At 68.7% G+C, this 9,151-nt stretch carries 6 protein-coding genes; 4 read left to right on the top strand and 2 right to left on the bottom strand.

What is annotated here, in order from left to right:
• Positions 1-12 precede the first annotated feature (12 nt).
• From VGS97_RS10760 to VGS97_RS10745, 4 genes are all read left to right on the top strand, one after another.
• Positions 13-1,002: a thiamine pyrophosphate-dependent dehydrogenase E1 component subunit alpha gene (locus tag VGS97_RS10760; RefSeq protein ID WP_414641684.1), complete on the top strand. Its 990-nt coding sequence runs from the start codon at positions 13-15 to the stop codon at positions 1,000-1,002.
• A complete protein-coding gene (locus VGS97_RS10755) occupies positions 999-1,964 on the top strand; it encodes an alpha-ketoacid dehydrogenase subunit beta (protein WP_326853198.1) in 966 nt (321 codons plus the stop codon). Before VGS97_RS10760 ends, VGS97_RS10755 begins: the two co-directional genes overlap by 4 nt.
• Positions 1,965-2,044: 80 nt before the next feature.
• Positions 2,045-2,842: a DUF3050 domain-containing protein gene (locus tag VGS97_RS10750; RefSeq protein WP_326853197.1), complete on the top strand. Its 798-nt coding sequence runs from the start codon at positions 2,045-2,047 to the stop codon at positions 2,840-2,842.
• Between the two features lie 24 nt (positions 2,843-2,866).
• Positions 2,867-5,341 (top strand): aminotransferase class I/II-fold pyridoxal phosphate-dependent enzyme, encoded by a 2,475-nt coding sequence (locus VGS97_RS10745; RefSeq protein ID WP_326853196.1) that lies wholly within the window; start codon positions 2,867-2,869, stop codon positions 5,339-5,341.
• A 484-nt stretch (positions 5,342-5,825) separates the two neighbouring features.
• Here VGS97_RS10745 and VGS97_RS10740 read toward each other — a convergent pair whose 3' ends face one another.
• Together VGS97_RS10740 and VGS97_RS10735 are read right to left on the bottom strand one after the other, a co-directional pair.
• Positions 5,826-7,502, bottom strand: a complete 1,677-nt coding sequence (locus VGS97_RS10740) for an SGNH/GDSL hydrolase family protein (RefSeq protein WP_326853195.1) — start codon at positions 7,500-7,502, stop codon at positions 5,826-5,828.
• A 373-nt stretch (positions 7,503-7,875) separates the two neighbouring features.
• On the bottom strand, positions 7,876-9,151 hold a 1,276-nt coding region (locus VGS97_RS10735), incomplete at its 5' end, for an NEW3 domain-containing protein (protein WP_326853194.1).

Here is a 9,151-nt window from a genome sequence, read left to right as displayed (position 1 = left end):
AACCCGGCACCGGTGGACCTGAGCACGCCTGCGGGCCGGTATCGCGCGATCCGGCTGATCCGCCGGTTCGAGGAGCAGGCGCTGGAGCTGGTCAAGTCGGGCGTGATCGTCGGCGGCACTCATCCGTACATCGGGCAGGAGGCCGTCGCGGTGGGCGTGTGCGCCGCGCTGCGGCCGCAGGACCAGATCACCAGCACGCACCGCGGGCACGGCCACGTGCTGGCTAAGGGTGCTGATCCAGCCCGGATGCTCGCCGAACTGGCCGGACGCGTGGGCGGCCTGAACCGCGGGCGCGGCGGATCCATGCACGCGGCCGACCTGTCCCTGGGCGTGCTGGGCGCGAACGGGATCGTGGGCGCCGGAGCGCCGATCGCGGCCGGCGCCGCGTGGGCCGCGAAGCGCGCGGGCGCGGACCGGGTCGTGGTCACCTTCTTCGGCGACGGCGCGCTGAACCAGGGGGTGCTGCTGGAGACCTGGAACCTGGCCGCGATCTGGTCGCTGCCGGTGGTGTTCGTGTGCGAGAACAACGGATACGCCACGACTCTGCCGGCCGCGAGCGCGGTCTCCGATCCAGGCGGCTCCGGTTCCGGGGTCGCGCGAGCGGCCGGGTTCGGGCTGCCCGCCGAGGCGGTGGACGGCATGGACGCCGAAGCCGTGCTGGCCGCCGCCACCACTGCGGTGGAGCGGGCACGCGGCGGGGGCGGCCCCTCGTACCTGGAATGCACGACCTACCGGTTCGAAGGGCACCACACCATGGAGCGGCGCATGCGCCTGACGTACCGCACACCGGAGGAGATCGCCGCGTGGCGCGACCGCGATCCACTCGAACGGGCCAGCGCCCTGCTGGTCGAGGGTGAGCGGGAGACGATCGACGCGGAAGTGGAGCGCACGTTGGCCGCGGCGTTGGAGTTCGCTCTGGCCAGCCCGCAGCCCGATCCGGCGACCGCGGCGGATTTCCTGTACGCCGACGGCCTGATCCCGCGGCCGGGGGTCATGGTATGAGCTGGCTGTCATATTTGAAGGCGCTGAACAAGGCCCTCGACAACGCGCTGGCCACCGACGAGAGCGTCGTCGTGCTCGGCGAGGACGTGGGCGCCGGCATGTCCGGCGTGACGCTGGGGTTGCAGGCCAAGTTCGGGCCCGATCGGGTGGTGGACACGCCGCTGTCGGAGCAGGCGTTCACCTCGCTGGCGGTGGGCGCGGCGCTGAGCGGATTACGCCCGGTGATCGAGTTCCAGATCCCGTCGCTGCTGTTCCTGACGTTCGAGCAGATCGCGAACCAGGCGCACAAACTGCACCTGATGACCGGCGGGCAGGCGAGCGTGCCGGTGACCTACCTGGTGCCCGGCTCCGGGTCGCGCGCGGGCTGGGCGGGGCAGCATTCGGATCAGCCGCACGGGCTGCTGGCGCACGTCGGGATCAAGACCGTGGTGCCCGCCACACCGACGGACGCGTACGGCCTGCTGACCAGCGCGATCTACGACCCGGACCCCGTGGTGGTGTTCGCGCCCGCGGCGGCGCTCGGCGTGCGCGAGGACGTCACCGCGCCGCTCGAACCCGTGCCGCTGGGTTCGGCGCGCATCCACCGGCAGGGCACTGACGTCACCCTGGTCGCGGTCGGGCAGTCGGTGCACGCCGCCCTGGCCGTGGCGGAGGAGTTCGCCGCGGAGGGAGTGGACGTGGAGGTGTTCGATCCGCGCTGCGTGTACCCGTTCGACTGGGTCGCGTTGGAGCGGTCGCTGGCGAAGACCGGCCGGCTGGCGGTGATCGACGACGCCAACCGGTACGGCGGCCTGGCCGCCGAGGTGCTGGCCGTCGCCGCCGAGACCGCGCACCTGACCGCGCCGCCGGTGCGGGTGACCCGCCCGGACGGCGCCGTTCTGCCCTTCGCGCTGGCCCTGGACCAAGCTATGCAACCCGACGCCGAGCAGCTGCGCCGGGCGTTGCGCACGGTGCTCAAATAATCACACTGAGCACGCGTCACTGCAATGAAACATTACCGAAATGTCACAGCCCCGAAATAACAGAATGCTGAGCTGATCTCATGGCTAATAGTCGTTATCAGTGGGACCGCACCCATCCCGGGTTGGTCAGCCTCCAGCAGGCGATCGACCCCGCGCGCCGCCGCGTCGTCGAGCACCCGATGTACCGGGCGATCAACACTCTGCCGCGGGTGCGCACCTTCCAGCAGTCTCACGTGTTCGCGGTCTGGGACTTCATGTCGCTGCTCAAGACTCTGCAACGCGAGCTGACGTGCGTCCAGGTGCCGTGGGTCCCACAGGGTCCGACCGCCAGCCGCCGACTGATCAACGAGATCGTGCTGGTCGAGGAGAGCGACGAGCTCGGCGAGGGCTACATAAGCCACTTCGAGCTCTACCTGAACGGTATGCGCGACACGGGCGCCGACACCGTGCCGATCGAGACGTTCCTCAGCCAGCTGAAGGCGGGCGTCACCGTCCGCGACGCCGTGAAAGTCGCCGAGATCCCCGCGGCGGCCGCCGAATTCGTCACCACGACCTGGGAGATCATCGAGACCGCGCCGGTGCACTGCCAGGCCGCCGCGTTCGCCTTCGGCCGCGAGGATCTGATCCCTGAGATGTTCCAGCAGGTGATCACCATTCCGGACACCGACGGCCGGCTCGACGTCTTCAAGGACTACCTCGCCCGGCACATCGAGGTGGACGGCGAGCAGCACACCCCCATGGCCATGCAGATGCTCATCGACCTGTGCGCCGACGACCAGACCCGCTGGGACGAGTGCGCCGCCACCGTGCAGACCGCGCTGCGGGCACGCGCCGCGCTCTGGGACAATCTGCACGCCGGCTTCGAAAAACTCGAATAGCGCGAACTGAGCAGAAAGCAAGCCATGGACTCGGCCGACGCCCCTGCCCCGCCGCTCACGCTCGACGACTACGCCCGGCTGGCGCAGGCACGCCTGCCCCGCGACATCTGGGACTTCGTCACCGGCGGGGCAGGGGACGAACGCACGCTCACCGCGAACCGCGCCGCGTTCGACACGATTCGACTGTTCCCCCGCATCCTGACCGGCGCCGGCGTCGCGCAGACCGATGTCACGCTGTTCGGCCGGCCGTGGGCCGCGCCGGTCGGTGTGGCGCCCATGGCGTATCACACGCTGGTGCATCCGGAGGGCGAGCTGGCGACGGTCCAGGCGGCGGGATCGCTCGGCCTGCCGGTGGTCCTGAGCACGTTCGCGGGCCGCGCTTTCAAGGAGCTGCGACCGGCGACGGCCGCGCCGCTGTGGTTGCAGGTGTACTGCTTCCGGGAGCGCGACACGACGCGCCGGCTCGTCGAGGACGCGCAGGAATCAGGGCTCGAAGCGCTGGTCCTGACCGTGGACGCTCCGCACCTGGGCCGAAGGCTGCGAGACCTGCGCAACGACTTCGCCCTGCCGTCGCACATCCATCCGGCGAACCTGCCGGACACCCGGTTCTCGTCACCGGCTGCGCACGCCGCAGCCGAGATGGACCCGGCGCTCGACTGGTCGGTCGTCGAATGGTTCCGCTCGATCAGCACTCTGCCGCTGCTGCTCAAGGGCGTGCTCACGCCGGGCGCCGCGCTGCGCGCGCTCGACGCCGGCGTGGACGGCGTGATCGTGTCGAACCACGGCGGCCGGCAGCTCGACGGCGCACCGGCCACGATCGACGTTCTGCCGTCCGTCGCCGCCGCGATCGGTGGACGGGTACCCGTGCTCGTAGATGGCGGGATCCGGCGTGGCGGCGACGTTCTGGCCGCGCTGGCGCTCGGCGCGGATGCGGTGCTCGTCGGACGCCCGGTGCTGCACGGTCTCGCTGTCGCGGGACAGGACGGCGCGTATCAAGTCCTCGACATGCTCCGGCAAGGCCTGCGCGAGACGATGACGCTGGCCGGTGTCGGCGACGTTGCCGGCATCAGCCGCGACCTGGTCGACGTGACCGTCACTTCGCCATGGCGACCGCACACGCCGCTCGCCGCAACCACTTCCGCTCCCCCGGCTGCCGCCCCGTCGGCCGACGAGGCATCATCATCCGGCTCGGCAATCCCCAAGCATCGGCTCCACGCCAGCCTGTCCGACCCGGACATGGACACGATGGAGTTCCTCAACGAGATCGCCGACCGCTTCCCGGACGCCATCTCGTTCGCGCCCGGACGTCCGTACGGCGGCTTCTTCGAGATCGAATCCGTCTTCGCGTCCGTCCGCCGCTTCCTGGACCACCTGGCCGAGAGCGGCCGCTCCCCCGAGGCGGTGCGCAATGCCCTCTACCAGTACGGCCCGTCCGCCGGGATCATCAGGGATCTGATCGCTTCCTCGCTGCGCGACGACGAGGGGATCGAGACGCGGCCCGAAGCGGTCGTCGTGACCGTCGGCGCCCAGGAGGCGATGTTCCTGGTCCTGCGCGCGCTGTTCGCGGACCGCGACGACGTGCTGCTGGTCTCGACGCCGTGCTACGTCGGCATCACCGGCGCGGCGAAGCTGCTCGACCTCCACACCGTGGCAGTACCCGAACGTGACGACGGGCTCAGCTGCGCCGACCTGGAGCAGGCGATCCTCACGCAACGCGCCGCCGGGCGCCGCCCGCGCGCGCTCTACCTGGTCCCGGACCATTCGAACCCTTCCGGAAACACCGTTCCCCTCGAAACCCGGCGCGAACTGCTCGACCTGGCCGGACGCCACGGATTGCTGTTGCTTGAAGACAGTCCTTATCGCCTGGTCAGCCACGGCGAGCGCGTCCCAACCCTCAAGGCTCTGGATCGTGAGCGGCGCGTGGTGCACATCGGCTCGTTCGCGAAGTCGGCGTTCCCCGGCGCGCGCGTGGGATACGTCGTCGCGGACCAGGAGATCGTGGACGCGACCGGAGCCATCCGCCTGCTCGCGGATGAGCTCTCGAAGATCAAGAGCATGATCACGGTGAACACCTCGCCGCTGAGCCAGGCCTCTGTCGCAGGCCTCCTGCTCGCGGCCGGCGGCCGCCTCTCCGAGCTCAACACGCGCCCGGCGGCGTACTACCACGAGAATCTCAACGCACTGCTCAGCGAGCTGGACGCACGGTTCCCCGCCGACACGCGCGAGACGCTCGGCGTGCGGTGGAATCGGCCGAGCGGCGGCTTCTTCCTGGCCGTGCACGTGCCCTTCCGCGCCGACAACGAGGCGCTGGCCCGCTGCGCACGCGAGTTCGGCGTGCTGTGGACGCCGATGATGTACTTCTACCCCGACGCCGACGGCGGTCGGTACACGCTCCGCCTCTCGTTCAGCGCCCTGACGCCCGACCTGATCCGCGAGGGGGTAGCGCGCCTCGCGCGCTTCGTCGAGGCCGAAACGCAACGACACCCCTCACGGCTCTGACACTGTCACACGGCGGCAAGGACGGAGCCTGAGACGCGGGGCCGGGCACGTCTCCTGGGACGCACGCCCACCGCCCTGTCGAGTCGCCCGCAGACACTCAGCCTGCGTGCGACCCTCCGCCTTGCGGAGCACGCGCCAGCCGCAGCGCCCTGATCCAGCCCACCCCTCGGGCACGCCTTAGGAGCCCGATAAGGATCTTGAAAACGCGCCCGGCCCAGGTAGATTTACCCAGATCGATATTCGCTGGCGAACCGGAGCAAACCGGGCATCACGAGCAAGATCTTCAGTGCATTCCTGGGGTGCGCTAAGGGTCTGGGCGGATCAGGGCAATGGCAATCCACGCCCGGATGGCAAGGCGCCGGGGCACCCTCAGACTTGAGGCCTGCGGGCGCCCCGGCAACACAGCCAGCCGGGCTGTGTTCGATCAACCACGTGGGGCCAATCACACCAGGCCACGACCTTCAGCGCGCTTCTTCGTGTCCGCCTAGTCGTAGATGAGGTCGAACTCCTCCCAGGGCCCGATGGCCGTCCGGTTCGCGATCAGCGGCGACGCGCCCGCGTTCTCGGCCGTCACGATGTCGCCGTTGGCGTGGGCACGGAAGCTGACGCTGCCGTCCGGATTGTTGATCAGGTCGAACGACTCCCATGGGCCGATCGCGGTCCGATTCGCTATCAGCGGGCTCGCTCCGGCGTTGTCGGCGCACACGATCATGTTGTTCGCGTGAGCACGCAGGCTGACGCTCCCGTCCGGGTTGGTGATGAGGTCGAACATCTCCCAGGTCTGGATCCAGGTGCGGTTGGCGATCAACGGTGCGGCACCGGCGTTCTCGGCTGTCACGATCATGTTGTCGGCATGCGCGCGCAGGCTGACCACCGGGCTGCCGGGCGGCCCGAACAGGTTCAGGTCGACCGCGTTCGCGATCGCCTGCATTCCGGCCTCGTTCGGGTGCAGATGGTCTCCGCTGTCGTAGGCCGGCAGATACCGAGTCGGGTTGCTCGGGTCGTGGGTGGCGTTGTCCTGATCGACCACCGCGTCACAGCCGCTGCCCGAGCCGCGCACGAACGAGTTGTACGCCTCGCGCGCGTTCTCGCCCGACTGGTTCCAGTAGCCCGCACCCTGATATGGCGTGAGCGTCGAGCAGAGGAACTTCAACCCGCTCTGGTGCGCGGCCGAGATCAGCTGCTGGGCCCCGGTGATGAGCTGGCCGGCGGTGGGCTGCGGACTGGTCGAGCCGAGATCGTTGAGCGGATCATCGGAGAAGATCACCCATTTGGCCCCGGGCTGAGTCAGCACGTCGCGGCCGAACCGGTTGATCGCGCTCTGGCCCGCGCCGTCCACCAGCAGCCGGTTGCCGCTGATGCCCTGGTTGAGCACGCCGACGTCGCGGCCCGAGCTCACCAGCCGGTCGGCCAGATAGTTCGGCCACCGGTGGTTCGAGTCCGTCGCGGAGGCGACGCCGTCGGTGATCGAGGCGCCCAGGGCGACCACGGAACCGACCGCCGCGGTGTTCTGCACGTCGAGGCTGGTCAGGAAGTAGTAGCTTCCGGTGGTCTGCGCACCGGACAGGGTGCTGTTACCGCTGACATCGCCGCTCGCGATGTAGTTCGTCGCCGTGCCCTGCTGGTGGTACGTCGACGCGCCGGTCGGCTGCGGCAGGTAGATGCTGACGGCGACGTCCGAGAGTGCGGGGACTGAGACGGCGATCGCGTCACTGGCCACAAGTCCGCCTGCCGGGATGGTCGTCGAGGACTGACCTGCGAAGGTGACCGTGTGGTCGGTGCCGGACGTGGTCGCCGAACCGGAGGACCGCTGCGCGACGTGCACGTCGGAGATCGCCAGCGGCTGGCTGCCGAACACGTTGGAGATCTGGACCCGCACCGAGGTGCCGGCGATGCTGGTGCGCACGATCTGGCGCAACGTCTGCTGGTTGAACGAGGCGCCGCCGCTTTGCGGCGAGACCGACCAGGTGCCGGTCCAGACCGTGCCCGCCGCCGCAGTGCCCGTAGTGCCCGCACCGACAGTCACGGCGTGGGCCACCGCGGCCCGGGGAGCGACGGCGCCGACAGCATCAGCGCTCTGCCCCGCGCCGACCAACGTCCAACCGACTGCCGCGAGCGCCACCACGCTGCTTGCGGCCGGCAACCCGCGCCGTCCGGGCACGTCGTACCTTCTCAGCCTTCTCATTCTCATCGAGACTCCGAATCAGTGCGTGCGGATACGCCTGACGTCTCACCGCGAGGCGGAGCCGAGAGCGCCGATCTCGGACACACGATAGGTACGCCGCCCGGAGCATTGCTCCGATGTATTAGTCACGTCAAGTGGACCATTGGATAGGTTTTCGAGATTTTGCTCGGACTTGTGCAAGTCATACCAGCCAGGCACCTTGACAACGTCGACGCCATCCATAAACCTAGAGACGATTCATCCCATGTCTGTCGGACGTTCAGCCAACAGGTTGACCTCTCGTCCGCAGACCACGGCCCGCGAATCCTGCCGCACCAGGATTCGCGGGCCATTTCATGTATCTCAGGCCTCAATCGTGGATGAGGTCGAACTCCTCCCACGGACCGATCGCCGTCCGATTCGCGATCAGCGCAGACGCACCTGCATTGTCGGCCGTCACGATGTCACCGTTCGCGTGAGCACGGAAACTCACACTCCCATCCGCGTTGTTGATCAGATCGAACTCCTCCCACGGACCAATCGCCGTGCGATTCGCAATCAACGGCGAAGCACCCGCGTTATCGGCCGTCACGATGTCGCCATTCGCGTGAGCACGGAAACTCACACTCCCATCCGCGTTGTTGATCAGGTCGAATGACTCCCATGGACCGATCGCCGTGCGATTCGCGATCAACGGCGAAGCACCCGCATTGTCCGCGGTCACGATGTCGCCGTTCGCGTGAGCACGAAGGCTGATCACGCCGGCGGTCGCAGTCGACGAGATCGCCAGCGCGAAGATGTGCGTGGCGACGACGTTCGGCGTCGCGCCCGCGCTCACGTTCGGCAGGATCACGGCCTGCACGGTCTTACCCGTGGTCAGCGGCACCGCCTGGTAGTACAGGTGCACGGTCTGGGTTTGCTTGCCGGCGTTGTTGTTGATGTACGACAGCGTGGCGGCGATGTCCGTGCCACCGGCCGCCGAACTGGACCACCAGTCGGCGAATGCGAGCCCGAATGTCTGGGTGCTGCCGTCGGTGTAGACGACCGTGCCAGTACCGGAGCCCGTGCCGTAAGCGGACGAGCCCAGGATGCCCAGCGTGGTTCCGGAGCCGGAGAGCGGAACGGCCTGCCCGCCGGCCACGATGTTGTCGTTGGTGCCGGACGCCACGTTCGGCCAGGTGAAGGTCACCCCGTCGTGGGCGAACGCGCCACCGGGCGTCAGGCCTGCGGCGGCGAGTGCTTGTGCGGAGTAGCTGGCGCCGTTGGGTCCGTCGAAGTTGCCCGGCTTGGTGTTCGTGTCGTCGGTGATGCCAACGTTGTTGAGCGCCGCGGCCATCGACGGGTAAGCGATGTTGATCGTGCCGGAGTCCGTGAACGGTCCAGAGCCGGTGAGCGTGGCTTGTGCGGAAAGTGCAAAAGCGCCTGGGGCCGTGCCGGAGGGTGCGGTGATGTGCCAGGTGGTGGTGACTGTTTGTCCGGCGGCGACGGTGGCGAACGTGGATGGTGTGGTCGCCGCGACAGTCCACCCGCTCGGCGCGCTCAGCGACAGGGCGATGTTGTTTTGCGTGGTGGTGCCGCCGTTGACGAACACCGTGCTCGCGGTGGCCGTGCCACCCGCGGTGGTCAACGCCGGAGCCGTGAGCGTG

The organism is Actinocrinis sp., assembly GCF_035946395.1.
GTDB lineage: Bacteria > Actinomycetota > Actinomycetes > Streptomycetales > Catenulisporaceae > Actinocrinis.
Note: the sequence above shows the minus strand (reverse complement) of the source record. Positions and strands in the feature narration are given on the sequence as shown.